The sequence below is a fragment of the Hymenobacter ruricola genome (assembly GCF_015694525.1).
GTDB classification, from domain to species: Bacteria; Bacteroidota; Bacteroidia; order Cytophagales; family Hymenobacteraceae; genus Hymenobacter; species Hymenobacter ruricola.
In genome coordinates this window covers 44,946-70,352 of record NZ_JADQDM010000007.1, presented here as the reverse complement: position 1 = coordinate 70,352, position 25,407 = coordinate 44,946, and the positions used below count along the sequence as shown (strand labels likewise).

The 25,407-nt window shown below is 64.1% G+C and carries 24 protein-coding genes; 12 read left to right on the top strand and 12 right to left on the bottom strand.

Annotated elements, in window-relative coordinates; translation table 11 throughout:
- Window positions 1-98: 98 nt before the first annotated feature.
- The 9 genes from I2H31_RS14655 (at window position 99) to I2H31_RS25660 (ending at window position 8,930) form a co-directional block, all read left to right on the top strand.
- Window positions 99-668, top strand: coding sequence for an anthranilate synthase component II (locus I2H31_RS14655; protein WP_196293787.1), 570 nt, complete (start codon window positions 99-101; stop codon window positions 666-668).
- A gap of 136 nt (window positions 669-804) precedes the next feature.
- A complete protein-coding gene (trpD, locus tag I2H31_RS14650) occupies window positions 805-1,800 on the top strand; it encodes an anthranilate phosphoribosyltransferase (protein ID WP_196293786.1) in 996 nt (331 codons plus the stop codon).
- 42 nt (window positions 1,801-1,842) lie between these two features.
- Window positions 1,843-2,667 carry an indole-3-glycerol phosphate synthase TrpC gene (gene trpC, locus I2H31_RS14645; protein WP_196293785.1) on the top strand — a complete coding sequence of 275 codons (825 nt, stop codon included), beginning with the start codon at window positions 1,843-1,845 and terminating at the stop codon, window positions 2,665-2,667.
- 67 nt (window positions 2,668-2,734) lie between these two features.
- A complete protein-coding gene (locus I2H31_RS14640) occupies window positions 2,735-3,370 on the top strand; it encodes a phosphoribosylanthranilate isomerase (RefSeq protein ID WP_196293784.1) in 636 nt (211 codons plus the stop codon).
- A 25-nt stretch (window positions 3,371-3,395) separates the two neighbouring features.
- The gene (gene trpB, locus I2H31_RS14635; protein WP_196293783.1) at window positions 3,396-4,589 is read left to right on the top strand and encodes a tryptophan synthase subunit beta; all 1,194 of its coding nucleotides are present in this window, start codon (window positions 3,396-3,398) and stop codon (window positions 4,587-4,589) included.
- 98 nt (window positions 4,590-4,687) lie between these two features.
- Window positions 4,688-5,479 carry a tryptophan synthase subunit alpha gene (gene trpA, locus I2H31_RS14630; protein ID WP_196293782.1) on the top strand — a complete coding sequence of 264 codons (792 nt, stop codon included), beginning with the start codon at window positions 4,688-4,690 and terminating at the stop codon, window positions 5,477-5,479.
- A 119-nt stretch (window positions 5,480-5,598) separates the two neighbouring features.
- Complete coding sequence (aroF, locus tag I2H31_RS14625) at window positions 5,599-6,606, top strand: 3-deoxy-7-phosphoheptulonate synthase (protein WP_196293781.1); 1,008 nt, start codon at window positions 5,599-5,601, stop codon at window positions 6,604-6,606.
- Window positions 6,607-6,834: 228 nt separating this feature from the next.
- Entirely contained in the window at window positions 6,835-7,551 is a 717-nt protein-coding gene (locus I2H31_RS14620; protein ID WP_196293780.1) for a phenylalanine-4-hydroxylase, read from the top strand.
- A 53-nt stretch (window positions 7,552-7,604) separates the two neighbouring features.
- Window positions 7,605-8,930, top strand: a complete 1,326-nt coding sequence (locus tag I2H31_RS25660; RefSeq protein WP_196293779.1) for a helix-turn-helix domain-containing protein — start codon at window positions 7,605-7,607, stop codon at window positions 8,928-8,930.
- 100 nt (window positions 8,931-9,030) lie between these two features.
- On the opposite strand, the gene I2H31_RS14610 is transcribed toward I2H31_RS25660, so the two are convergent.
- From I2H31_RS14610 to I2H31_RS14575, 8 genes are all read right to left on the bottom strand, one after another.
- A complete protein-coding gene (locus I2H31_RS14610; RefSeq protein ID WP_196293778.1) occupies window positions 9,031-9,504 on the bottom strand; it encodes an Mpo1 family 2-hydroxy fatty acid dioxygenase in 474 nt (157 codons plus the stop codon).
- 109 nt (window positions 9,505-9,613) lie between these two features.
- Window positions 9,614-10,486 (bottom strand): dienelactone hydrolase family protein, encoded by an 873-nt coding sequence (locus tag I2H31_RS14605; protein ID WP_196293777.1) that lies wholly within the window; start codon window positions 10,484-10,486, stop codon window positions 9,614-9,616.
- A gap of 40 nt (window positions 10,487-10,526) precedes the next feature.
- Window positions 10,527-11,075, bottom strand: coding sequence for a hypothetical protein (locus I2H31_RS14600; protein ID WP_196293776.1), 549 nt, complete (start codon window positions 11,073-11,075; stop codon window positions 10,527-10,529).
- Entirely contained in the window at window positions 11,072-12,286 is a 1,215-nt protein-coding gene (locus I2H31_RS14595) for a serpin family protein (RefSeq protein ID WP_196293775.1), read from the bottom strand. Before I2H31_RS14595 ends, I2H31_RS14600 begins: the two co-directional genes overlap by 4 nt.
- 30 nt (window positions 12,287-12,316) lie before the next feature.
- Window positions 12,317-13,627 carry an ABC1 kinase family protein gene (locus I2H31_RS14590; RefSeq protein ID WP_196293774.1) on the bottom strand — a complete coding sequence of 437 codons (1,311 nt, stop codon included), beginning with the start codon at window positions 13,625-13,627 and terminating at the stop codon, window positions 12,317-12,319.
- A 94-nt stretch (window positions 13,628-13,721) separates the two neighbouring features.
- Window positions 13,722-14,351, bottom strand: a complete 630-nt coding sequence (locus tag I2H31_RS14585; RefSeq protein ID WP_196293773.1) for a TetR family transcriptional regulator C-terminal domain-containing protein — start codon at window positions 14,349-14,351, stop codon at window positions 13,722-13,724.
- Window positions 14,352-14,458: 107 nt separating this feature from the next.
- Complete coding sequence (locus I2H31_RS14580; protein WP_196293772.1) at window positions 14,459-15,784, bottom strand: cryptochrome/photolyase family protein; 1,326 nt, start codon at window positions 15,782-15,784, stop codon at window positions 14,459-14,461.
- Window positions 15,785-15,907: 123 nt separating this feature from the next.
- Window positions 15,908-16,624 carry an SDR family NAD(P)-dependent oxidoreductase gene (locus I2H31_RS14575; protein WP_196293771.1) on the bottom strand — a complete coding sequence of 239 codons (717 nt, stop codon included), beginning with the start codon at window positions 16,622-16,624 and terminating at the stop codon, window positions 15,908-15,910.
- Between the two features lie 234 nt (window positions 16,625-16,858).
- On the opposite strand from I2H31_RS14575, the gene I2H31_RS14570 reads away from it, so the two are divergent.
- Together I2H31_RS14570 and I2H31_RS14565 are read left to right on the top strand one after the other, a co-directional pair.
- Complete coding sequence (locus I2H31_RS14570) at window positions 16,859-20,299, top strand: pyruvate carboxylase (RefSeq protein WP_196293770.1); 3,441 nt, start codon at window positions 16,859-16,861, stop codon at window positions 20,297-20,299.
- Between the two features lie 113 nt (window positions 20,300-20,412).
- Entirely contained in the window at window positions 20,413-21,762 is a 1,350-nt protein-coding gene (locus I2H31_RS14565) for a M20/M25/M40 family metallo-hydrolase (RefSeq protein WP_230687810.1), read from the top strand.
- A gap of 159 nt (window positions 21,763-21,921) precedes the next feature.
- On the opposite strand, the gene I2H31_RS14560 is transcribed toward I2H31_RS14565, so the two are convergent.
- From I2H31_RS14560 to I2H31_RS14545, 4 genes are all read right to left on the bottom strand, one after another.
- Window positions 21,922-22,611 carry a hypothetical protein gene (locus I2H31_RS14560; protein WP_196293769.1) on the bottom strand — a complete coding sequence of 230 codons (690 nt, stop codon included), beginning with the start codon at window positions 22,609-22,611 and terminating at the stop codon, window positions 21,922-21,924.
- Between the two features lie 10 nt (window positions 22,612-22,621).
- Window positions 22,622-22,879, bottom strand: a complete 258-nt coding sequence (locus tag I2H31_RS14555; RefSeq protein ID WP_196293977.1) for a hypothetical protein — start codon at window positions 22,877-22,879, stop codon at window positions 22,622-22,624.
- Window positions 22,880-22,911: 32 nt separating this feature from the next.
- Window positions 22,912-23,364 carry an META domain-containing protein gene (locus I2H31_RS14550; protein WP_196293768.1) on the bottom strand — a complete coding sequence of 151 codons (453 nt, stop codon included), beginning with the start codon at window positions 23,362-23,364 and terminating at the stop codon, window positions 22,912-22,914.
- A 99-nt stretch (window positions 23,365-23,463) separates the two neighbouring features.
- Window positions 23,464-24,285 carry a transporter gene (locus I2H31_RS14545; protein WP_196293767.1) on the bottom strand — a complete coding sequence of 274 codons (822 nt, stop codon included), beginning with the start codon at window positions 24,283-24,285 and terminating at the stop codon, window positions 23,464-23,466.
- 140 nt (window positions 24,286-24,425) lie between these two features.
- On the opposite strand from I2H31_RS14545, the gene I2H31_RS14540 reads away from it, so the two are divergent.
- Complete coding sequence (locus tag I2H31_RS14540) at window positions 24,426-25,352, top strand: alpha/beta hydrolase (protein WP_196293766.1); 927 nt, start codon at window positions 24,426-24,428, stop codon at window positions 25,350-25,352.
- Window positions 25,353-25,407: the final 55 nt, after the last annotated feature.

The following is a 25,407-nucleotide window of genomic DNA, read 5'->3' as shown; positions in this document are numbered from 1 at the left end:
TCACCACTGAACGACTGGCAGTAACTACTTGCAACTGTAGCCATGAGAAGGTCCTCCGCTGCGCTCAGGATGACGAATGTCTACAAGATAAATTACCCATGAAAATCCTCGTTCTCGACAACTACGATTCCTTCACCTACAACCTCGTGCACCTGCTGCGCGAGCTGGGCCACGGCCCCAACCTGACGGTGACGCGCAACGACCATCTGGCCCTCGAAGCCGTGGCCGAATACGATGCCATTCTACTTTCGCCCGGCCCCGGCGTGCCGGCCGAAGCGGGCCTGATGCCGCAAATCATCAATGCCTACGCGCCCACCAAGCGCATCCTGGGCGTGTGCCTGGGCCACCAGGGCCTGGCCGAAAGCTTTGGGGCCACGCTCTACAACCTGCCCGCCGTGCTGCACGGCGTGGCCAACGAAGCTGAGGTGACGGCGCCCGACGAGCGGCTGTTCGCCGGCTTGCCGCCGCGCTTTCAGGTGGGGCGCTACCACTCCTGGGCCGTGCGCCCCGAAACCATGCCCGCCGCGCTGGAAACCACTGCCCGCGACGCCCGCGGCGAAGTGCTGGCCTTCCGCCACCGGCAGTTTGACGTGCGCGGCGTGCAGTTTCACCCCGAAAGCATTCTGACCGAGCACGGCGCCCGCATGCTGGAAAACTGGTTGAGCTAGTTGCGCCGGGGCATAGAAATAAAATAAAGGCGGTCATGTCGAGCGCAGCTGAGACATCTCGCTCGGGGCAACTAATTAGTTTTTGCACGCGAGATGTCTCGACAGGCTCGACATGACGGTCTGGAAATAGGTAAACATGAAACAGATTCTCACCAAGCTTTTCGACCACCAGCCCCTGACCCACGCCGAGGCCCACGCCGCCATGCGCCAGCTGGGCGAAGGCGGCGCCAACCCGGCCGAAACGGCGGCCTTCCTGGCCGTGTACCGCATGCGGCCCATTACCGTAGCCGAGCTGGCCGGCTTCCGGCAGGCGCTGCTGGACCTGAGCCGCGACCCGGAACTGGGCACCCGCGACGTGCTGGACATTGTGGGCACCGGCGGCGACGGCAAAAACACGCTCAACATCTCCACGCTGGCGTGTTTTGTGGTGGCTGGCGCCGGCGTGAAAGTGGCCAAGCACGGCAACTTTGGCGTGTCGTCGGTGTCGGGCGCCTCCAATGTGCTGGCGCATTTTGGCTACGATTTTGAGGTTTCCTCTGACCAGTTGCGCCGGCAACTGGACCGGGCCAACATCTGCTTTCTGCACGCGCCGGCTTTTCATCCGGCCATGCGGCACGCCGGGCCCGTGCGGCGGGAGCTTGGTTTGCGCACGTTTTTCAACATCCTGGGCCCGCTGGTGAACCCCGCCCGGCCCGCGGCCCAGCTCCTGGGCGTGTTCAGCCTCGAATTGCAGCGCGTGTACCACTACCTGATGCAGGCCACCGGCACGCGCTACGCCGTGGTGCACGCCCTGGACGGCTACGACGAACTGGCCCTCACCGGGCCCGCCAAAGTGGTTTCCTCCTTCGAAGGCGAACGCCTGCTGACCGCCGAAGCCCTGGGCCTGGCCGCCTGCGCCGCCCACGACCTGGCCGGCGGCAGCACCGTGGCCGAGGCGGCCGAATTGTTCAAACACGTGCTGGACGGCGCGGGCCGCCCCGCCCACCGCAACGTGGTGACGGCCAACGCCGCGCTGGCCTTGCAGTGCGCCGGCCCCGGCCTGAGCTGGGACGACGCCCTGGCTCACAGCCGCGAATCGTTGGATTCGGGCGCCGCCCGCCGGGCCTTTGAGGTCATGCTTTCAATCAATTAAGGAGAAGGCGTCGGCACTTCTTTCCCATCTCACTTTCAAAAAATGTCCACCATCCTGCAAACCATCGTCGCGCACAAGCGGAAAGAAGTGGCCACGCGCCGCGAGCTGGTGCCTGTGAAGCTGCTCGAAAACAGCCTGTATTTTCAGGCCAAGCCGCTGTCGCTGCGCCAGTACCTGCTGCGCGAAAATGGCAGTGGCCTCATTTCCGAGTTCAAGCGCAAGTCGCCCTCTCGGGGCTGGATAAACCAGTACGCGCCCGTGGAACGCACCACGCTGGGCTACATGCAGGCCGGGGCGGCGGCGCTGTCGGTGCTCACCGACGCCGAGTTTTTCGGCGGCAAAAACGAGGACCTGACCACCGCCCGCCGCTTCAACTTCTGCCCCATTCTGCGCAAAGATTTCGTGGTGGATGAGTACCAGATTATCGAAGCCAAAAGCATCGGCGCCGATGCCGTGCTGCTGATTGCCGCTGTGCTCACGCCTGCCGAAATCACGGCGCTGGGCACGCTGGCCCGCTCCCTGGGCCTGGAAGTGCTGCTCGAAGTGCACGACGCCGAAGAGCTGGCCCGCGCCGCCACTGCCGACGCCGTCGACCTCATCGGCGTCAACAACCGCAACCTGCACGACTTCAGCCTTAGCCTCGACACCTCGCTGAGCCTGGCCGCCGCCATTCCGGATGACTTCGTTAAAGTCTCGGAAAGCGGTATTTCCGGCGCGGCCGCCATTCTGCAGCTGCGGGAAGCGGGCTACCGCGGCTTCCTGCTGGGCGAAGCCTTCATGCGGCACGCCCGGCCCGAGCGCGCTTGCGCGGCGCTGGTGCAGGCGCTGGCCGAAACCCCGCGTACGCAGGTCGCCGTTGGAAGCTAAATTTCAACAGTTCAGCCCCATGACTTCTCAGGTTTCTTCTAAATCGTTGCTTATTAAAGTGTGTGGCATGCGCGAATCCGCCAATATCGCCGCCGTGGCCGATTTGGAGCCTGATTTCCTGGGGTTCATTTTTTATCCGCCTTCCTCGCGCTACGCCGGCGCCACGCTGCGGCCCGAGCTGCTGCGGGCGCTGCCGGCCAGCGTGCGCACCATCGGCGTGTTCGTGGATGAGCCCATAGGCCGCGTGCTGGCCACGCTGGCCAGCTTCGGGCTCGACGGCGCCCAGCTCCACGGGCAGGAAACGCCCGCGCAGTGCGCCCAGCTGCGCGCGGCCGGCTATCTGGTCATCAAAAGCTTCTCGGTGGGCAAGGTGCTGGAGCTCGAAAGCCTGCGCCCCTACGAGGGTTCCTGCGACTATTTTCTCTTCGACACGCACGGTCCCGCGCGGGGCGGCAACGGGCTCACCTTCGATTGGGAGCTGCTGCGCAACTACACCCTAACCACGCCCTACCTACTGGCCGGCGGCCTGGGCCCCGAGCACGCCGTCGAACTAACTGAGCTGCACCTGCCCGGCCTGGTGGGCGTGGACCTGAACAGCCGCTTCGAAACCGCCCCCGGCCTCAAAGACCCGCAGCGGCTCCGCACGGCGCTGGCCCGGCTGCGGCAGGGCCGTAGCGGGCGCAACAGCCGGCAGGCCGTGTAAGCCTTTTTATATAATCTCCTGATTTATGACTTCTTATCAAATCCCCACCGCGCGCGGCTACTACGGCGAATTCGGCGGCGCCTTCGTCCCCGAAATGCTTTACCCCAACGTGGAAGAGCTGCGCACCCGCTACCTGGATATCCTGGCCGACCCCGGCTTTCGGGCCGAGCTGCAGCTGTTGCTGCGCGACTACGTGGGCCGGCCCACGCCGCTGTTTGAGGCCCGGCGGCTGTCGGCGCGCTACGGCACGCGCGTGTTCCTGAAGCGCGAGGACCTGTGCCACACCGGCGCCCACAAAATCAACAACACCGTGGGGCAAATTCTGCTGGCCCAGCGGCTGGGCAAGAAGCGCATCATTGCCGAAACCGGCGCCGGGCAGCACGGCGTGGCCACGGCCACCGTGTGCGCCCTCATGGGCCTGCCCTGCGTGGTGTACATGGGCGCCGTCGACATCGAGCGGCAGGCGCCCAACGTGGCCCGCATGCGCCTGCTCGGGGCCGAGGTGCGCCGCGCCGAAAGTGGTAGCCAAACCCTGAAAGACGCCACCAACGAGGCCATCCGCGACTGGATTGCCAACCCCGTAGATACGCACTACATCATCGGCTCGGTGGTGGGCCCGCACCCGTACCCGGATTTGGTGGCGCGCCTGCAGGCCGTCATCAGCGAAGAAATGCGGGCGCAATTGCTGGAAAAAACCGGCTCGGAGCTGCCCAATTACGTGGTGGCCTGCGTGGGCGGCGGCTCCAACGCGGCGGGGGCTTTTTATCATTTCTTGGATGAGCCCACGGTGCGGCTGGTGGCCGTGGAGGCGGCCGGCCACGGTATCCACTCCGGGCATTCGGCGGCCACGTCGGTGCTGGGCACGCCGGGCATCATCCACGGCAGCCGCACGCTGCTGATGCAGGACGAGCACGGCCAGATTACGGAGCCGTACTCGCTGAGCGCGGGGCTGGATTATCCGGGCATTGGGCCGTTGCACGCGCACCTGGGGGCCTCGGGCCGGGCCGAATTCATCGGCATCACCGACGACGAAGCCCTGGCCGCTGTTTCGGAACTGAGCCGGCTCGAAGGCATCATCCCGGCCCTGGAAACGGCGCACGCTCTGGCCGCCCTGGGCCAGCTGGGCACCGGGCCCGACGACGTGGTGGTGGTGAACCTCTCGGGCCGCGGCGACAAGGACCTGGAAACTTACCTCAAGAACCTGGATAAGCTGATTTAAAATTTTAGCCCGCAGAGGGCGCAGAAGCATTCGCAGAGGACGCAGAACGTTCTGCGACTTCAGCGAAAACCTTCTGCGCCCTCTGCGGGAACCTTCGTATGGACCGAATTGCCCAAGCCTTCCAGAGCAGAAAAAACCTGCTCAATATGTACTTCACCGCCGGCTACCCTGGCCTGCACGACACCCTGCCGCTGGCCAAAGCCCTGGTGGCCGCCGGGGCCGACATCCTCGAAATCGGCATGCCGTTTTCGGACCCGCTGGCCGATGGGCCGGTCATTCAGCGCAGCAGCGCCGCCGCCCTGGCCAATGGCATGAACCTGCCGGTGCTGTTTGGGCAGCTGGAGCGCCTGCGCGCCGAAGTGCCCGAAACGCCGGTGCTGCTCATGGGCTACCTCAACCCGGTGCTGCAGTTCGGCATGGAGAATTTCCTGCGAAAAGCTGCTGCCGTGGGCGTCGACGGCCTGATTCTGCCCGATTTGCCGCTGGACGAATACGAGGAGCAGTACCACGCGCTGTTCCGGCAATACGGGCTGAAAGCGGTGTTTCTCATCACGCCGCAAACCTCGGAGGACCGCATTCGTCGGCTCGATTCTCTGTCGGAAGCTTTTCTGTACCTGGTTTCGGGTCCCGGCACCACCGGCGGCACCACCTTGCCCGACGCCGACGCTCAGCAAGCCTACTTCGAGCGAATCGAAAGTATGAACCTGAAAACGCCGCGCCTCATCGGGTTCGGCATCGCCGATAAGGCCGGTTTCGACCGTGCCTGCGGCCATGCGCAGGGCGCCATCATCGGCTCCGCGCTCATTCGCGCGCTGCAAGACGCCGACGGCGATGCCTCCGGCACGGCCGTCCGGTTTGTACGGGGCATCAAGGTTGATTCTTACAAATAATACCGTCATGCCGAGCGCAGCGAAGCATCTTTACCTCGATGCTAGTTAAATTACTTGCGCGGTAAAGATGCTTCGCTGCGCGCTGCATGACGTGCTGAATCCCATTTCCGAACAACACAGTGATAATTCAACTCGAAAAAAACGCCGCGGTGCCGCCCATCACCGAGCACCTGAAGCAGCAGGGCTACAAAGCCACCGAAGTCACGACCCAGCACGCGCACTACCTGGTGGCCATTGGGAAGGCGGACTTTGACATCCGCACCATCGGCCAGCTGCCCGGCGTGCGCGACGTGCACCGCGTGAGCGACGACTACAAGCTGGTGAGCCGCAAGTGGCGCGTGCAGCCCACCGTGCTCGACCTCGGCGACGGCGTGACAATAGGCGAGGGCACCCTGGCCTTGTGCGCCGGCCCGTGCAGCATCGAGAGCGAGGCGCAGATGGAAAAGGTGATGACGCACCTGCTGGAAAACGGCGTGCAACTCATGCGCGGCGGCGTGTTCAAGCCCCGCTCGTCGCCCTACGCTTTCCGCGGGCTGGGCATGGAGGGGCTGAAGGATTTCCACCGGATGGCCCGGGCGCGCGGCATCAAAATTGTGACCGAAGTCATGCAGGTGTCGCAGGTGGAGGAAATGCACGACTTCGTGGACGTGTTTCAGGTGGGCGCCCGCAACACCCAGAATTTCAACCTGCTCGACGCCCTGGGCGGTGTGGACAAGCCGGTGCTGCTGAAGCGCGGCATTTCGGGCACCATTGAGGAGCTGCTGTCGTCGGCCGAGTACGTGTTTTCGGGCGGTAACGAGAAGCTGATTTTGTGCGAGCGGGGCATTCGCACGTTCGAGACGGCCAGCCGCAATACGTTGGATTTGAACGCGGTGCCCATCCTGAAAGAGAAAAGCCACCTACCAGTCATCGTGGACCCGTCGCATGGCATCGGCATCCGCGACCACGTGCCGCCCATGGCGCTGGCCGCCGTGCTGGCCGGCGCCGACGGCATCGTGTACGAAACCCACGAAACGCCTGAAACGGCCGCCTCGGACGGGCAGCAGACGCTCAATTTCGACGAGTCGGCCAAGCTCATTCGCAACCTGCGGCGCGTGTATAAGCTCCGCGGTGAGCTGGAGAAGTAAAAAAATAATGCCCCGATTGACTTGTTTTCTAAAAATCAAGCCTTACATTCGTTTCCATCATGCGTCACCAACTCGTCAATTTTAGCACCCTGTATACTTGCCCCAAACCGGGCGGGCACGGGCTGCCATTGGCGAAAAGGAAGAACAAGGCATGAAACCCGCTCTTCACTAGAAACCTCCAAAAGCCCGAATCCGTCAGGATATCGGGCTTTTTTTTGACCCGTTGCTATGTTCACCAAACGCCCCATCGCCGCCACTGCCAGCCAGGACCAACTGGTGTGGAAAATCCTGTTTGACCGCCAAACTGCGTTGCTGCACAAGCGCGCCGCCCCGGCCTTCGGCCAGGGCCTGGCCCGGTTGGGAATGCGCCGCGACGCCCTTCCCGACATTGCCGCGCTCAGCGCTACCGTGCAGGCGCACACGGGCTGGCGCCTGGCCCCGGTGGGCCGGCCCTTCGAGCCCAACCACTTTTTCGAGCTCCTGGCCGAACGGCAGTTTCCGATTGTGACGCGCATCCGGCCCATGCACGCCTTCGACTTCAGCCCGCAGCCCGACCTGTTCCACGACTTGTTTGGGCACGTGCCCATGCTGCTGGACGAGGGCCTGGCCGATTTTCTGCACGGGCTGGGGCAGGCTTACTGCGCGCAGCCCGAGGGCTCGCCGGCGCGCGAGCAGCTGTGGGCGCTGTACTTCTTCACGGCCGAATTTGGCCTGGTGCAGCACGAGGGCCAGCCGCTGCTTTACGGCGCGGGCCTGCTGTCGTCGGCCGGCGAAATCCACCACTGCGTGAACGAGAACACGCCCCGGCCGGTGTTCGACCTGGCCACCGTGCTGCGCACGCCCGTCACCGGCGCCCGCTACCAAAACCAGTATTTTGTGCTGCCCGCCTGGGAGCAGCTCAACGACTGCGTGGCCGAGCTGGCGGGCCTGCTGGCCACCGCGTAGCAAGCGCTGGCCTTCAGGGCAATGCGGACGGCGGCGGTGCGTAGCTTCGCGCCGTGTTCTTCGATTTCAACGCTTACAGCGGGTTGCTGCTGCCTTTTGTGGTGCCGGGCACGGCGCTGGCTGCGCACTTATTCGTGCGGGCCGCGCGCCAAAGCTCGTTGCCCGACGGCCTGCTGGCGGTGCTGCTGCTGCTGAACGTGCTGCCCGTGGCGCAGTGGATGCTGGGCTACGCCGGGTGGTACGACAGCCACGACGGCTATTCCACCACCATGTTCTACGTGCCGTGGCAGCCCTGGCTGGCCTGGGGGCCAACGTTCTACCTGTACTTCCGCAGCCTGACCAACCGGGAGTTTGCCTTGCGCAAGCATTGGCTGCACCTGTTGCCGGGGCTGCTGTATGCGGGGCTCTATGCCGGGGCGGCCCTCTATGATTTGGGCTGGAGCCGCGCCCTGCACGGGCAGGCGTTGCCGCATCACTACGGTACCAAGGGCGAAGCCGCCAACTTCCTCGATATGCTGGGGGCACCCGCCGGCTGGCTCGGCTACGCCCTTATGCTGGGCTACGGGCTGGCCACGCTCCGGCTCTTCCGCCGCTACCGCCGCTACCTCGACGACAACTTTTCCGACACGGCGCGGCTGCGGTTTCGGGGGCTGCGCGATTTGCTGGTGGTTGCCTTGCTTGGCCTGGTGCTGTGGCTGAGCTTTGAGGTGGTGAACCGGGCCATTGGCCCGCTGGGCTACGGCGACTATTGGTACGCCTATTTCGCCAACGGCGCGCTCATCTACTACCTGAGCATTGTGGGCCTGCAGGCCAATTTTGCCGCCGTCACGCCGCTCCGCTTCGAGCCCGAAACCGCCGAAGCGCTGCCGCTGCCCCCGGATGCTGCCGGCCCCGAAGCTGCCCCGGCCGCTACTCCCGCGCCTGCCCTTGCAGCGGCCGAAACAACCCCTGCCGAAGCGCCGTCCCCGTTGCCCGGCGCGCCGCCGGAGTCGCCGGCAGCCGCTTCCAGCCCCGTCGCGCCCGCTGCTTCGCTGGCGCCCGAGCTTCATGCGTGGCGCGACAAGCTGCTGGCCCTGATGGCCGACGACCAACCCTGGCTGGAGCCCGAACTAACCCTGGCCGAGCTGGCCCACCGCCTGCGTACCAACACTTCGCTGCTCTCGCACGTCATCAATACCGGCTGCGGGCAGAACTTCAACGACTTCGTGAACAGCTACCGCGTGGCCGAGGCCGAGCGCAAGCTGCAAGACCCGCGGCTGGCGCATTACTCGCTGGTTGGCATTGCGTTAGAGTCGGGGTTTAACTCGAAATCCACCTTCAACCGGGTGTTCAAAAAGCTGACAGGGCGCACCCCGGGAGAAATTGCGCGGCCCAAATAATGGGCTGGAGCGCAGCCCGCCGGACGACAGGAGAAACGTGGCCCTTCGTTTTACTGCTTGGGCGCCTGGCTCCTGAAACGGGCCATCCCTGGGTTGTGCCTCAATACCCCCAGCCCAGCCGGCGGTACACAAAGTGCAGCAGCCACAGCGGGCCGATGAGCAGGAACTGCAGGTCCTTGAGGAAGCTGGGCTTTTTGCCCTCCACCTTGTGCCCCCAGAACTGCCCCACCCACGCCAGGGCGAAAATGATGAGGCAAATGGTCCACAGCGGCAGGGCCGCGTAGCTGACCACCAGGCTCAGCGCGGCTGCCATGGCCACCCACACCAGCACCATGCCCAGCGCAAGGCGCGGGCTCAGGCGCACGTAGTACACCAAGGCCAGCAGCATCACCAGGTTGCCCCAGTTGAACAAGTGGCTGATGCCGCGCACGGGCATCGGCACCGGAATGGACCACAGCAAGCCGATGAGCGAGAACATAATCAGCGGCACGCACACCCAGTGCACCAGCTTGTTGGCGGGGTTTTGGTGGCTTTCGCCGTACTCGGCGAGGAGGGAAGCAAGGGCGGCGGCCATGGCGGGTGGGATGAAGAGCATCGGGCCCACAATTTAGCAAAAAAGCCTTCCTCGCAGGAGGAAGGCTTTTTCTGTGACCGAACAGCGGTGGCCCGCACGGCCGGCGGGGCTAGGCTTTCACCTTGAACTTGCCGCGCAGGTAGGCCAGGGCCTGGCCGTGGGCTTTGGCGGCGTATTCCTTGTTGAATTTGGGGTTCGACGGGTTGGCGAAGGCGTGGTCGGCGTCGTAGCTCTCGATGGTTACTTTTTTGCCGGCGGCAGCCATGTCTTTCTGGAACTGGCCCACCACTTCGGGGTTAATCCACTTGTCCTGCGCCGCGAAGATGCCCAACACGTCGGTGTTCAGGGTTTTGAGTTTGGCCACGTCCTTCTCGGGCATGCCGTAGTACATCACGCAACCCACCGTCTGCTTGCCACCCAGCAGGGCCTCCTGCAGGCTCCAGCCCCCGCCGAAGCACCAGCCGATGCTGGCCAGCTGCGCCTTGGGCCCGGCGTACATTTGCGCGCCTTTGAGGATGGCCGCGGCGCGCTCGGTTTTCACTTCGCCCATGTATTTGCCAGCGTCTTCGGGCGTGGTGGCCACTTTGCCGTCGTAGAGGTCCACGGCGATGACGTTGACGCCCGGCATTTCGCTGGCGAAGGTGGCGGCTTCCTTCTTGATGTAGTCGTTCAGGCCCCACCACTCGTGAATCACGAACAAGTACTTGGTGCTGGGCGTAGCGCTCTTGATTTCGTAGCCGCGGCCGGTCTGCCCGTCGGGGGTTTTAAACGTAATGGCCTTGCCTTCGCCTTCAAACGTGAAGGGCAGGGGCGCGTCGTGCCCGCCCGAAAAATCTTTGTCGGCCGCCAGCATGGCGAAGGCTTCGGTGGCCGAGGCCGAGAGGTTGCCGGCGGGCCGGGCGCAGCAGCTGGCCATTTTTTGGGCCGACGCGGAAAAAGTCAGGCTCAGCAGCGCGGCGCCGAGGGTAAGGAGTTTTTTCATGGAAGTTGTGAGGATTGAAACGAATGAGCAACCTCAACAGCTAATCCGGCAAAACTTCCCGCAATACGTTGCGAAGTTTCGGCAGCTCGCGGGCGGCCCGGCCGTGCAGCGCGGCCGAGCGGGTGGTGCTCAACAGGTTTTCGCTGGCCGTCAGCACCTCCTGCACCAGCTCGGGGTAGGGTGCGGCCAGCCGGGCCGCCGCGCTCATGGCATAAGCCTTGGTGGCCACCGGCTCGGTAGCGTTGGTGAGCATTCCCAGGCAGGTGTCGAAGGCGAGGGCCTGCCAGTCTTCGGGCACGGGCACGAACTGCAGCACCCGCGCCACGGCCCGCCGAATGGCCGGGTGCTGGCCCTGGCCCGGCTGCCCGGCGGCGAGCAGGCCCGGCAGGTGCGGCAGCAGCCATTTCGGCTTGCGCTGGCCGGCCCAGCCCAGCACGTCGGCGGCCAGCTGGCGCTCGCGCGGCGTGCCGTACCAAAACAGCTGCAGCAGCTCCGCCAGCTGAGCCGGGTGCGCGCAGGCATAGTCGGTGAGCCGCCGGGTCTGGCGGGCCGAATGTTCACGCAGTAATTCCTCGCGGAGGTTCATCATGGCCGAGCTCCATCCGAAACTAACTCGTTGACGGTGCCCGCAAAAACCACTGCGCCATCCTGTTGGTCAACAATGGCATAGAAGAAGGGCGAATCAACTTTGACTTCTACGCGTCGTTTGGGCGTCGGCGGGGCCCCGCCGGCCATCATCAGAACCGCGGTGGCGGCCGCCGCCTCGGTCCCTTCCTCGTCAACTTCCAGAAAAGTTTTGTGCAGCACCGCCGAGACAAAGCCCCCGCCGTCTTCGGCGCGAAAGCCCATGGGAGCAAAATCAGCGCCGCGGGCGAAGGCCGCGCGCAGGCCCATTGCATCTAGCACGGGCACCAAATCAGCTTCCCACTCCACGCGAAAGCGCGGCAGGGTCAGGTCGACCTCCAACTCATCGCGCTCAGAAAAGGAGGGGAGCCACTGGGCCCAGGTTGTGGCGTTGAGGGCGGTGAGAAAAGCGGGCAAGCCGCTGGGCGCATGGGGCACGAAAACCAGCATCGCAAACCGGGACGGATACCCGAAATACGGCAGCGAAACCGCCTGCCAGCCCTGGCCCGCCAGGTAGCCAAAGTGCGCGCTGACCTGGTGCATGAGCTGGGCTTCCTGCTGGCGGCCATCGGCCAGGCGGAACGGGCCTGGCCGCGTGTTCCCTTCATAAAATGGGCTGTCCCATTTCGCCCGGAAGTACACGGCGTTGAGGAGCAGCACCGCTGGCGGGGCATTCATCAGCGCCTGGGCCTCCACCATGGTCGGAATGCGGCCCTGCGTGTGCTCCCGAACCCAGTTGTTGATGGTGGAAGCGGCTTCAGCCGTGGTGAAATCGAGCGTGCCCGCTTCGGCCTCGTACAAGGCGTGGGCTTGTTCGATAAACGCAGGCGCAAGGGTAAAGTGCTGGTTGGCCCACAAGCTCGTGGCCAGCGTCAGCTCGGCGCTTTCGCGTGCATCTTTCGTAAGCAGTTGCCGAAGCCAGGCCGCAACGGCGGCAACGGCCCCCGAAGCATCGCCTAGCGAGCCAAATAGCACGTTCCCAAATTCCTGGTGGGTGGTTCCGCCGGCCCCGTTCATGGCCAAGGAGAGGGCTGCCAGCACGCCCAGCGGCGATACCGTGAAATTGCCGGAACCATGCTGCGCAACTTCCCTAACTAAGTTCAGGTCAAATCGATGCTGGGCTGTGGGAAGGGCTGACGGGATATCCTTGGGGCGGAAGTAGGAAAAGAGGGACACGGGCGGGCGGTTTTAGAAGGCCGCCCTAAGTTAGGCCGCGGGCTGCGTCTGCACTGCTGCTTTTAGCTCGGTCAGCAGCGCAAACAGCCCCACGTAGGTCCGGTTGAGGTAAATGAAGTGCTCGGAGCCGCGCGGCTCGCGCTGCTTGCGCAGCTCGGGGTCGGCCATCAGGTCGTCGCCCAGCGCGTAGAGGGCCGCCATGTAGGCCGGGTCGCCGAAATCGAACGTGGGCTGGCGGAAGGGCCGGCCCACCAGCTCCAGCGACGCGTGCATGGTGCGCAGGTAGAGCGCCCGCATGGCCGGTGCATCGGTGGGGCGCAGCACGCCGCCCTGGGTGAGCAGGGCCGTCAGGCGGGCTTCGTCGGCCAGGGTTTCCGAAGCCAGCAGGGCTGTGAAGAGCTGGTACACGTCGGCCGGCACTTCCTTCACGCAGCCGAAATCAAGCACGCCCAGGGTGCCGCCGTGGTCGGCGCGCAGCAGGAAGTTGCCGGGGTGTGGGTCGGCGTGCAGGCGGTGCAGGGTATTAAATTGAAATTGGTAGAAGTCCCACAGCGCCTGGCCGATTTGGTTGCGCACTTCCTGGGGCGGGTTGGTAGCGAGGAACTCCTTCAGGTGCTGGCCCGGCAGCCAGTCCATGGTCAGGATGCGGGCGGTGGAATATTCTGGGTAATAAGCCGGGAATTCCAAATGGGCCAATCCGGCGCACTGAGCCGCTATTTCCTGGCCGCGGCGCAGCTCTAGCTTGTAGTCGGTTTCTTCGAGCAGGCGCGTTTCCACTTCCTCCAGGTAGGGGCGCACCTGAGCTTCGTTGAGGCCCATCACGCGCAGGGCAATGGGCTTGACCAGGCGGATGTCGGACTTGATACTGTCGGCCACGCCGGGGTACTGCACCTTCACAGCCAGCGCTTTGCCAGCCTGACGGGCAAAATGCACCTGTCCGATGCTGGCCGCCTGCCGCGCCTCGGGCTCAAACTCGTCAAACAGCTGAAACGGCGACTGGCCAAACGCATCGCGAAACGCCTTCACCACCAGCGGGCCGGAGAGCGGCGGCGTGGAGTACTGGGCCTGGGCAAACTGCTCGGCGTAGGCCGTGGGCAGCATGTTTTTCTCCATGGCCAGCATCTGGGCCACTTTCAGCACGGAGCCCTTCATCTCGCTCAGCGTGCCGTAGAGCTCGGCGGCGTTGGCGGCGTGCAGGTCTTCGGTGGTCGAGTCGGCACCCACGGCCTTCCGGGCGTAGTGCTTGATGTAGTTGGCGCCCACGTTGAGGCCGGTTTTGGCGAAGCGGGCGGCACGGGCCACCTTGGTGGTCGGCAGCGAAGTTTGGGGTTCGTCGGACATAAGGGGTAGGGGCGGGGCATGCCCCCGCCCGTCAGTGAACGGTACTTTGGAAATGGCGCGACTTTCCGGGCGGGGGCAAGCCCCGCCCCTACATCTATTTCCTGACCAGAAACCGCACAAAATCCACGGCCGAATCGAGCGAGTTGCGGCCCACCAAATCGAAGCTGAGCGTGACGGCTTTTTCCACGGCGGCGTCGGTGCGCTCGAAGTTCACGGTGTCGTCTTTGGCGAAGTAGCCGAGCACGAACAGGGCCTGCTGCCAGAAGAAGCGCGGGTAGCCGTCCTGCACCAGCGGGCGGTTGGCGATTTCGCCGCTCACGCGGCCCTCGGCCAGAATATCGGTCACGAAAACCTCGAAATCCTGCCGGAAATCATCCAGTACGCGCGGCGAGAGGGCCGGGATGCGGTGCAGCGAGCGGCGCAAACTCATCAGGGCATAAGACCGGTTTTGCTTCAGAATTTCCAGCAAGGTGTAATAAAAAGCCAGCAGCTTTTCGCGGCTGCCGTAGCCTTCCCACACCGGCTCGGCGGCCGCGGTGCTGCGCGCCTGCCGGCCAAAATCGGCCCACAATTCCCGGTCGATGGCCTCAAAATTGGGGTAGTGCCGGTAAAATTCCTCCTCGGCCAGGCCCAACTGCTGCGTGAGCTTGAACACCGATTGCGGCGGGTGGCCTTCGCCGAGCACGAAGCTGAGGTAGGCTTGTTTGATGCGGTCCTTTTCCATAGCTGTACAACCGCCTGTGTGCACGGTAGGTTCGAGCCGTAGCGTGGACTCTGCGAGTCCGCGTGTTGATAAAACGTTCACTCCGGCGCGGACTCGCAGAGTCCACGCTACGACGCGGCAATGCGGGCGGCCCGAATGGCCGCCACGGCGCGGTCGCGGGCAAATTTGTGGTCGACGATGGGCGCCGGGTACCGGTTGGTGCCGACTTCGGGCACCCAGCGCTTCACGTATTTCAGCTCGGGGTCGACTTGCGCGAGCTGGCTTTCGGGGCTGTAGACCCGAAACCAGGGGGCGGCCACGGCGCCGGTGCCGGCCATCCACTGCCAGTTGCCCACGTTATTGGCCAGCTCGTAGTCGAGCAGCTTGTCGGCAAAATATTTTTCGCCCCAGCGCCAGTCGATGAACAGGTGCTTCACCAGAAAGCCCGCCACGGTCATGCGCACGCGGTTGGGCAGGTAGCCGGTGGCGTTGAGCTCGCGCATGCCGGCATCGACCAGCGGGTAGCCGGTGCGGCCCTCGCACCAGGCCCGGAATTCGTCCTCCTGGTTGCGGTAGGGCACGTGGCGCATCTTGGGGTCGTAGGCCTCGGTGGCGGTGTTGGGGTAGTGCCAAAGCAGCATCATGAAGAAGTCGCGCCAGATGATTTCGGCCAGCAGCTTGGGGTTTAGGGCTTTGGCCTGGCGCATCACCTGCCGCACGCTCAGGGTGCCGAAACGCAGCTGCACCGAGATGCGCGTGGTGCCGTTTTGCAGGGCGGGCGTGTTGCGGGTGTGGTGGTAGTTGCGCACCACGGCGTCGGCCGGCAGGTCGGCCGTGGGCACGTACTGCGCCAACCGCTCAAACCCCATGTCGGCCAGTGTGGGGCGCGGGCCGGCTTGCGCGGCGGAAATCCGGTGCAGGTTGTCGGCTTTGAAACCATCCGCCGATGGGTAGGGCAGGAGCAACTCGTCCGTCAGCCTGGCCAGGTAGCTTTTGTGGTAAGCCCCAAATACTTTGGGCACGGTGCCCGATTTCGTCATGATATCGTCTTTGGCGAAGATGACCTGGTCTTTATAGAGGAAAAAATCCACGCCGTGCGCGGCCAGCATTTCGCCCACAGCCGTGTCGCGCTCGCGGGCGTAAGGCTCGTAGTCCTCGTTAGTGTGCACGGCAGCCACCTCAAATTCCTGCACCAGTTGCTCCAGCACCGCCCGCGGCTGGCCGTAGCGCGCCAGGAAAGTGCCGCCGGCCGCTGCGGTTTGTTCCGCCAGCCGCTCTACCGCATCGAAAATGTAGGTGAGCCGGGCGTCCGCTTTGCTGGGCAGATAATCCAGAATGTCCTGGTCGTAAATAAACAGCGGCACCACCGGCAGGCCACTGGCCAGCGCCGCCGCCAGGCCCGCGTTGTCGTGAATGCGCAGGTCGCGCCGGTGCCAGAAGAGGCAGATTTTCATGGGGTCAAAAGAGGTAATTCCAGATGAAACGTCATGCAGCGCGCAGCGAAGCCTCTCGCGTGCTAATGCTAATTACCGGTGCCGGGCAAGATGCTTCGCTGCGCGCTGCATGACGGGCTGCTGCTATTTCAGTTTGCCCATGCCGCCGTCCACGGCCAACACTTGGCCCGTTACGAACGAACTGTGGTCCGACAGCAGAAACGACGCCGTGTACGCCAAATCTTCGGGCTGGCCGATGCGCTGCAAGGGGTGGCGCTTGCCGCCGGCCTCCACCTTCTCCGGCGAGTTGAGCAGCGCCGCCGCCAGTGGCGTGTTGGTGAGCGAGGGCGCGATGCAGTTCACGCGCACGCCGCTGGCGGCGTATTCGGCCGCCAGCGCCCGCGCGAGGCCTTCCACGGCCGCCTTGGCGGTGGCAATGCTGGCGTGGAAGCTCATGCCCGTGTCGGCCGCCACGGTGCTGAACAGCACGACCGAGGCGCCGCCTTCGGCTTTTTTCAGGCGCTTGATGGTGGCTTGCAGCACCCGCACCGCCCCCAGCACGTTGAGGTCGAAATCGGCTTGAAAATCCTCGGTGGGGATGCGCTCGAAGGGCCGCAGCTTGATGCTGCCGGGGAAGTAGGCCACGCCGTGCAGCACCTCGGGCAGGGCCTCGAAGGCGGCGCCCACGGGCTGGGTGGCGTCGTAGGCCACGTGGGTGGTGCCCAACCCGGCCAGCTCCGGCGAGAGGTGGCGCGAGGCGGTGAACAGGTGGGCCCCGAGGCCGCTGAGCAGCCGGGCCGTGGCCAGCCCAATGCCCGAGGAGGCGCCCACGAGGAGAATGTTCTTGTCGGTAAAATTCATGCGAAAGAGTGCTGAAACGAAGAAATGTCTTTGCACAACGCCCACACTCCCCGAAGGTTTGGCCGTTTCATGGCTGGCCTTTGCAAATAGCCTGGCCGACGTTGCCGGCAGCTAATCAGCGGGCAATGAGCGGGCTGCTGCGCTGGCCACTTGCGCAAAAGAATCAAAAAATAGCGTTCTAGCAGCCTTTCGCGTAGTTTCGCCGTAAGCGCGCTCATCCCACCATTCGCATCTATGAACATAACTAAACTCCTGGTCGCCAACCGCGGCGAAATCGCCATTCGCGTCATGCGCGCCGCCACCGAGCTCAACATCCCCACGGTGGCGGTGTACACCTATGAGGACCGGTACTCGCTGCACCGCTACAAGGCCGACGAAGCCTACCAAATCGGCCGCGACGACGACCCGCTCAAGCCCTACCTCGACATCGAGGGCATTCTGCGCGTGGCCAAGGAAAACGGCGCCAACGCCATTCACCCCGGCTACGGCTTCCTGTCCGAAAACGCCACGCTTTCGCGCCGCTGCGCCGAAGAAGGCATCATTTTCATCGGCCCGCGCCCCGAGGTGATGGAAGCCCTCGGCGACAAGGTGCGCGCCAAGGAAGTGGCCATGCAATGCCAGGTGCCCCAAATCGAGAGCAGCGAGGCTGATTTGGTCGACTTCGAAACCGCCAAAACCGAGGCCCAGCGCATTGGCTATCCCGTGATGCTGAAAGCGGCGGCGGGCGGCGGCGGGCGTGGCATGCGCGTCATCCGCGACGACGAGCAGCTGGAAAAAGGCTTTTTCGAAGCCCGCAACGAAGCGCTGAACGCCTTCGGCGACGACACCGTGTTCCTGGAGAAATTCGTGGAGCGGCCCAAACACATCGAAGTGCAGCTCGTGGGCGACCACCACGGCAACCTCGTGCACCTCTACGAGCGCGACTGCTCAGTGCAGCGCCGCTTCCAGAAAGTGGTGGAAGTAGCGCCCGCTCTCAACCTGCCCGACCACCAGCGCCACCTCCTGTACGAGTACGCCCTGCGCATCGGCCGGGCCGTGGGCTACGACAACGTGGGCACCGTCGAATTCCTGGTGAACCCCGAGCAGGACCGCATTTACTTCATCGAAGTGAACCCCCGCATCCAGGTAGAACACACCGTAACGGAGATGATTACGGGCGTCGACCTGATTAAAACCCAGATTTACATCGCCGCCAACTACCAGCTCAGCGACCCCGAAATCGGCCTCGGGCCCGACGTAAAGCCGCTGCGTGCCGGCTTTGCCATGCAGTGCCGCGTGACGACCGAAAACCCCGAAAACGACTTCAAGCCCGACTACGGCACCATCGTGGCCTACCGGGCGGCCGGCGGTTTCGGCATCCGCCTCGATGAGGGCTCGGTGTACCAGGGCGTGGTGGTGTCGCCGTTTTTCGACTCGATGCTGGTGAAGGTGTCGGCTCACGCGCCTACGCTCTATGGCGCGGCCCAGAAAATGCTGCGGGCGCTGGACGAATTCCGGGTGCGCGGCGTGAAAACCAACATTCAGTTCCTCAAGAACATCGTTGGCAACGAGGAATTTCAGCAGGGCAAAGCCACCGTTGATTTCATTAAGGACCACCCGGAGCTGTTCAAGTTCGAAACCCGGCAGGACCGGGCCACGCGCCTGCTCGGCTTCATCGGCGAGGTGGTGGTGAACGGCAACCCCGACGTGCGCAACCAGCTCGACCCGCGCGCCAACCCGCGCCGGCCGCACATTCCGCACTCCGACCACACGGCCCCCGCGCCCGGCACCAAGCAGAAGCTCGACAAGCTGGGCCCCAAGAAATTTGCCCAGTGGCTGCGCAACGAGCCCCTGGTGCACTACACCGATACCACCCTGCGCGACGCCCACCAGAGCCTGCTGGCCACCCGCATGCGCTCCTGGGACATGCTGAAAGTGGCCCGTGCCTACGCCCAGCAGCACCCCCAAACCTTCAGCATGGAGGTGTGGGGCGGCGCCACCTTCGACGTGGCCCTGCGCTTCCTGCACGAAGACCCCTGGGAGCGCCTGGCCAAGCTGCGCGAAGCCATCCCGAACATCCTGCTGCAAATGCTCATCCGCGGGGCCAACGGCGTGGGCTACAAGGCTTACCCGGATAACCTCACCGAGCGGTTTGTGCAGCAGGCCGCCGAAACCGGCATCGACGTCTTCCGCATTTTCGACTCGCTGAACTGGTTGAAAGGTATGGAGTCCTGCATCGGGTTCGTGCGCAACAAAACCGACCGGCTGGCCGAAGCCTGCATCTGCTACACGGGCGACATTATGGACCCCAACCGCACCAAATATACCCTCGACTACTACCTGCGCCTGGCCAAGCAGCTGGAAGATGCCGGTGCCCACATTCTCTGCATCAAGGACATGGCTGGCCTGCTCAAACCCTACGCCGCCACCGAACTCATCCAGGGCCTGCGCGACACGGTGAAGCTGCCCATCCACCTGCACACCCACGACACGTCGTCGCTACAGCCCGCCACCTACGCCAAAGCGGTGGAAGCCGGCGTGAATGTTATCGACGTGGCCATTGGCTCGCTCTCGGGCCTCACCTCGCAGCCCAACTTCAACTCGGTGGTGGAAATGTTCCGGGGCACGCCGCGCCACCGCGAGTTCGACCAGCACTCGCTCAACGAGTTCAGCAATTACTGGGAAGCCGTGCGCGAGATGTACTACCCGTTTGAGTCGGGCCTGAAAGCGGGCACTTCGGAGGTATTTCAGCACGAGATTCCGGGCGGGCAGTACTCCAACCTGCGCCCGCAGGCGGCTTCGCTGGGCTTGCTCGACAAGTTTGAGGAAGTGAAGGAGCGTTTTGCCGACGTGAACCAGATGTTTGGCGACATCGTGAAAGTGACGCCCAGCAGCAAAGTGGTGGGCGACATGGCCCTGTTCATGGTTAGCAACGGCCTCACGCCGCAGGACGTGATGGAAAAGGGCGAAGGCCTGAACTTCCCGGAATCGGTGCGCGAGCTGTTCCGCGGCGACATTGGCCAGCCCGAAGGCGGCTGGCCCGCCGAGCTGCAAAAGCTCATTCTGAAAAACGAAACGCCCTTCACTGACCGGCCCAACGACCACCTTGCACCCATCGACTTCGACAAGGAATGGGCGGGCTTTCAGGAGAAATTCCCCGGCGCAAAGTTCACCGACATGCTTTCCTCACTGCTCTATCCCAAAGTGTTTGAGGAATATTGGGCGCACCGCGAGAAGTACGGCAACGTGAGCAAGGTGCCCACGTCCGTCTTCTTCTACGGCCTGAAACCGGGCGAGGAAACCATCATCGAAATCGCGCGCGGCAAGTCGGTGATTGTGCGCCTGGAATCGGTGGGCCCGCTGAACGAGGAGGGCTGCCGCACCATCTTCTTCAGCCTGAACGGCCAGACCCGCAACCTGCAGGTGCGCGACCAGTCGGTGGAAGTCACCAAAGTGAGCAACGCCAAAATTGACAAAGCCAACCCGCGCCAGATGGGCGCGCCGCTGCAGGGCATGCTCAGCAAAGTGCTAGTGAAGCCCGGCCAGGCCGCGCCCAAAAACACGCCGCTCTTCGTCATCGAGGCCATGAAGATGGAAACCACCATCACCGCCCCGCAGGACCTGACCGTGGCCGACATCAACCTGCCCGAAGGCACCCGCGTGCAAGCCGACGACCTGGTGCTGACCCTGAGCTAAGCCAACCCGTAGCGCGGACTTGTAGTCCGCGTCCCCGCACTGTCAGCCAGACGTTCGGAGACGCGGACTACAAGTCCGCGCTATTTTTAGCCCCACAATCTTCTTTAACGCACATGAAGTCATTCTTGCTCCTGGGCTGCGTACTGGCCGCTTTGCCCGTTGCCGCCCAGAAAAAAGCCGCCAAACCCGCCCCCAAGCCGGCCGCCAAAGTGGCCGCCGTTTCCAGCGCCACCGTGAAGCGGGTGGTGCAAACCCTGGCCGCCGACGACATGCAGGGCCGCGGCACCGGCCAGCCCGGCGGCCAGCGCGCCGCCGATTTCCTGGCCGGCGAGTTCAAGCGCATTGGCTTGAAGCCGCTACCGGGCCAGACCGGTTTCGAGCAAAAGCTTACTGTCTATCAAACCCTGACCAGCCCGGTGGCTGCTACCATCAACGGCCAGACCCAGGCCCCGGCCCAAGTCGTGGCCGTTTCCGGCCAGCCCAATCTGAACTGGTCGAGCGAAGACGCTCAGGCGCCGGCCGTGGCCGTCATCGGCCCCGACCCGGCCGAGCGCCGCAAGCTATTTGGCTACGCCAACCCCACGGCCAACACGCTGGTGTTCGTCGATACGGCCCAAACCAAAGCCTTCCGCCAACTGGCGGGCTACCTGGGCCGTGGCACCACCAGCCCCGAGCCGCCCAAGCCGTTCGCCACGGTGTTTGTGCTGGGCGCCCGCCCGGCCACGCTGACCTACCGCATCAGCACCAGCACCGTGGTGGCGCCCGTGGAGCTGCGCAACATCGTGGGCCAGCTGCCGGGCCGCGACCCCAAGCGGGCCAAGGAAAACGTCGTTTTTGCGGGCCACTACGACCACCTGGGCTACCTCAAGTCCGTGTCCGGCGATTCCATTGCCAACGGGGCCGACGACGACGCCAGCGGCACCACCGCCGTGGTGGCCCTGGCCGAGTACTTCAAGAAGCGCAACGACAACGCCCGGCCGCTTATTTTCGTGGCCTTCGCGGCCGAGGAAATCGGCGGGTTCGGCTCGCAGTATTTTTCCAAACAGCTCGACCCGCAGCAGGTGGCGGCCATGTTCAACATCGAGATGATTGGCAAGGAAGCCAAGTTTGGCCCGAACACCGCCTTCATCACCGGCTACGACAAATCCGATTTCGGCCAGCTGCTGCAAGCCAGCCTAGCCGGCAGCAAGTTTCGCTTCGAGCCCGACCCGTACCCCGAGCAAAACCTGTTTTACCGCTCCGACAACGCCACCCTGGCCCGCCTCGGCGTGCCCGCCCACACCATTAGCACCGACCAGATTCCCACCGATGGCCTCTACCATTCGGTGGACGACGAAGTGGAAACCCTCGATTTGAACAACATGACGGCCGTTATCCAGGCCATTGCCCAAAGCGCTACCGGCATCGTCTCCGGCAAGCAAACCCCCAAGCGCATTCCACCCCTCACCGACGACAAAAGATAGATTGTGCCCGCTGGTGCTCACCAGCGACTGGCAACGGTCATGCTGAGCGCAGTCGAAGCATCTCTACCGCAATAGTAAATGATACTTGCGCGGTAGAGATGCTTCGACTGCGCTCAGCATGACCGTTTAAATGGGTTCCTAGCCCACCCATACCGTTGCTTACGAATGCGGGTTGGCTTTTTGCCAGCCCGCAATCAGGGCCAATAAGTCGTAGAACGATAAATCCATGACCTGCTGGCCAAATTCGGTGGCCATGTCGGGCAGCTCCGCCTGAAATTGACCGAACCGGGCCGTGAGCCGGTTGCCCCCGGGCAGCAGGTCGCCGTCGATTTTAGTGGTCAGCCAGTTGCGAATGGCCAGAATCAGTTGGCTAACCGCGCGGTCGCGGGCTTCGGCCGTGGCCGCCATGCCCGGCCAGTGGTGCGCCTTGATGTCTTGCCCCGCCAAATCGGAAATAAACCGCTGATAGCGGTGCGGCTCCACATCAAACACCAGATAGTTTTTGCGCTTCTGCTGTCCGTGGCCGAAGCGTTGCGCGCCGATGAACAAGCCCAACTCCAGGGGCATGTTGAACCGGGGAAGCAGTTCGGTGGTGCCGTCGCGTTTGGCCGATGGGGTTGATTCGGTGCGGGAAATGTCGTGAATGCCGTAGCCGCACTGCTCAATGATGTCCAGGATTTTGAGGATGCGGATGTCGCCGGAATCCTCTGCTTCCAGCGCGCACCGCGGAATGAAGCCGCAATCGGCCACGGCAAAGGCAATGGCGTTGAATAAAAGGCGGTAATCGGCGTCGAAAGGGCAATTGATGAAGACGCTGCGGAAGTAAGGGGCAGACGCAGAAACGGCCATCGTTGCTCGCTCAGGCCGCGCGCCGCTTCATTACCAACGCCACCGCTTTTTGGGCTTTGAGCAGCGTTTCCGGCGGAATGTTGGGGTTCAGCCGCGCGGCCAGCTTCTCTTTGGTAACCCCTTTGAAGGGCGTGCCGTCTTTTTTGACGGCCTCAAACCGTCCGGTGTCGGCGTCCCGTTTGATGTACTGCCCGGTGCTGGGGTTAAACGTCTGGGTTTTGCCCCGGACGGCTCCTACGCGGTGGCCTTTTCCAGTGTTTGTTGCCATGGTTAGCTAAAGGTAGAAGAATTTCATTTGGTTCAGTGCAAGTACACCGCTTCCAGCCGGGCCAGCGGCGCATCGGCGGCGTCGAAAAGCCGCAGCGTGTCGCCGCTGATGCGGTAGCGGCTGCTCTGGGCCAGCACGCGGGTAAATCCGTTCTCGGTGTCCAGGGCCGGGCAGGCCATGCGGGTGCTCATCAGGGGGCTAAAGCGCAGCTCGCCGGGCTTTTCGCTGAAAAAGCTGCCCCGGAAGCGGTTGCAGCTGCCGTTGCCCTCGGCCTGGCCCTCGGCGCGCAAGGTCAGAAAGGCCTCCGCGGTATTGGCCGGCACGCTCACGGCCTGGGTGCCCAGCTGGCGCAACACCCAGCGGGTTTCGCGCAGAGGAGCATCGGGCACGGTGCGGGCGGGCGGGGCCGTGGTGGCCGTTTCCGGCGCCGGCCGGGTTTGGCAGCTGGCGGCCAGCAAGCAAAAAAGCACAAGGGAAGCGCGCATGTATTTCTGGGTGAAAAGCTCTTGCTAACGACAAAAAGCCTGCGTGAAGTACGCAGGCTTTTTGCTAAGTGTTGCTGAACCGTAGGCGCGCGGCGCGGGCTAGCGGCCCACTTTGAACGTGAGGCCGGCGCCCACGGTGCTGGTGCCGGCGGCCAGGCCGCCCAGCACCTGCCCGGCCGTTACGTCGACGCGCACGGCGGGCACGGGGCGGAGGTAGAGGCCCGCCGTGGTGCCGGTGTTGAGGCCGGCGCGGCCGTAGCCGTAGGCTTCCACGAAGAAGCCGGCTTTCTGGCTCAGCGGGCCGTTCAGGGCCAGCGTGCCCAGGAACTGGCCTTTGCTGATGTCGGCGGTGGTGATGCCGGGCTGGCTGAACCCGAAGTTGGCTTCGAGGCCGAACCGCTCGCCGAGCTGCTCGCTCACGAGCAGGCGGCCGGCGGGGGCCCAGGTGGTGGCGCGCAGGGCGGCGCTGCCCGTGCCGGGCACGGCCGACTCGACCAGGAGGGCCACCTGGGTGCGGGTGTCGTAGTTGGGCGACAGCATCAGCTTGGTGCCGATGACGGCCGGCGCGTAGCCCCGGGCCTGCACGGCGCCGGTTTCGGTGAGCGCCGTGGGGCCGTTGTGCGCGTAGCCCTGCGTCACGCGCAGCTCCATGCTGTTGAAGAAGCCGATGCGCAGGGTGGCGGCGGTTAGGCTCTGGGCGAAGTCGGGGCCGCCGGAGCGGCGCTGAAACCCGGTTTCGAGCTGAATGCGGCCGGGCTGCAGGACCTGGGCGGTGATGGTTTGGCCGGGACGGTCGGCGCGAATGTTCCGCACGAAGGGGGCGTCCACGTTGGGGTTGTTTTCCTCGGCGGTGTTTTGGGCCAGGGTGAGGCCGGGGCTGCCCAGCAGGGCGGCGGCGGCCAGCAGAGTGGTCTTTCGCATGCTACCCAGACCCCGGCGGCTACGGCATGGTTCACTTTAGGTTACAAATCGGGGTAAATTCGCCGAATAATTCTACTTCACTGTCATATTGTGCCAGCGTTTGGCCAGTAAGCGAAACGTTGCGTACAATTGCCCAGCTTATGAAAAAGACCCTCTTCCTCGGCCTTCTGGCCCTCGCCGCTTCGCCGGCTTTCCGCGTGCAGGCCCAACAAACCTTCCCGCTCTACACCGGCACCATCCCGGATTCCAAGCCCAGCCAGGTGCAGGAAACCAGCCTCACGCTGGCCAACGGCGGCGTGCGCGTCTCCAACGTGGTGCAGCCCAACCTCACGGCCTTCCTGCCGCCGGCCGGCACGGCCAACGGCACGGCCGTCATCATTTGCCCCGGCGGCGGCTACACGCGCCTGTCCATCGACCACGAGGGCTACGACGTGGCCAAGCAGCTGAACGAGATGGGCATCACGGCCTTCGTGCTGAAATACCGCCTGCCCAACGACCAAACCCAGCCCGACAAGTCCATCGCGCCGCTGCTCGACGCCCAGCAGGCCCTGCGCCTGGTGCGCCGGCAAGCGGCCAAGTACAATCTCAACCCCGAACGCATTGGCCTGATGGGTTTTTCGGCCGGCGGGCACCTGGCGGCGTGGGCGGGCACCCAGTTTGCGCGGCCGGTGGGGGAGAAGGCTGGCCCGGAGTCGGTGCGGCCCGCGTTTCTGGTGCTGCTCTACCCGGTCATCAGCTTCAGCGACACGCTCAAGCACGGCGGCTCGCGGGATAATCTGCTGGGCAAAAACCCCACGCCGGCCCAAATCCGGCAGTATTCCAACGAGCTGCAGGTGACGGCCCAGACGCCGCCCACCTTTCTGGTGCACGCCCAGGACGACAAAACGGTGCCCGTGAACAACAGCATCGTGTTTTACCAGGCCTGCCTGCGCCACGGCGTGTCCGCCGAACTGCACCTCTACCCCAAAGGCGGCCACGGCTTCGGCCTGAACAACAAAACCACCAAAGACGTGTGGACCGACCGCCTGCGCAATTGGCTGGATGCCAACGGCTGGCTGAGTAAATAAGGGAATGCCAGAAGGCAGCAGGCCCCGCCGGAACCGTTCCGGCGGGGCCTGTTTG